Below are 770 nucleotides of genomic sequence, written 5' to 3' on the forward strand. Positions count from 1 at the left end.
GTCATTTGCGAAAAACCGCTGTTTTTCACCACCGCAGAGGCTAGAGAAATTAAGGCGCTGGCTGAAGAGAAAGGGCTGATTGTCGGCGTTACCTACGGCTTTTCCGGTCATCCTTTGCTGATGCAGATGCGCGCCATGATCGCCAGGGGAGACATTGGCGAAGTGAGAATGGTGGAGTTGCAATATACGCACGGCTTCAGTTCCGACGCGGCGGCGGAGAAGGGCAACGATGCGGCGAAATGGCGGGTTGACCCCAAGATCTCCGGGCCGAGCTTTGTGTTGGGCGATATTTCCACTCACACCTATTACATCTCTCAACTGGTGATGCCGGACTTGCATATCAAGGAACTGCTGTGCGATCGCCAAAGCTTCATCCCCTCGCGAGCGCCGCTGGAAGACAATGCGATGGTTCTGATGCACTACCACGGCGGCGCCGTGGGCAGGATGTGGGCATCGGCAGTGAACGCCGGCTCCATGGATAGTCAGAGCATTCGCGTGATCGGCTCCAAAGCCAGTCTGGAATGGGGCGACTACAACCCCGGCGAACTCAAGTACCAGATTCAGGGGCAGCCCTATCAAGTCATGCACCACGGTATGCCCTATCTGGACGAAAGCGCTCTGGAATATGAACGTCTGGGCGCGCTGCATACCGAAGGGTTGGCGGAATCCTGGGCGAATATCTACCTGCAATGCGCCATCGCCATCCACGCTAAACGGACGGGCGATACCGCGACGCTGGAGAAATTAATCTATCCCAATATCGATGCCGG

Annotated in this window: 1 protein-coding gene; it reads left to right on the forward strand. The window is 56.5% G+C overall.

Features of this window, described 5'->3' with window-relative positions; all coding sequences use genetic code 11:
- On the forward strand, nucleotides 1–770 hold a 770-nt coding region (locus JG725_RS20555), incomplete at both ends, for a Gfo/Idh/MocA family protein (protein ID WP_199379693.1).

The organism is Brenneria sp. L3-3C-1 (genome assembly GCF_016456245.1).
Taxonomy (GTDB): Bacteria; Pseudomonadota; Gammaproteobacteria; order Enterobacterales; family Enterobacteriaceae; genus Brenneria.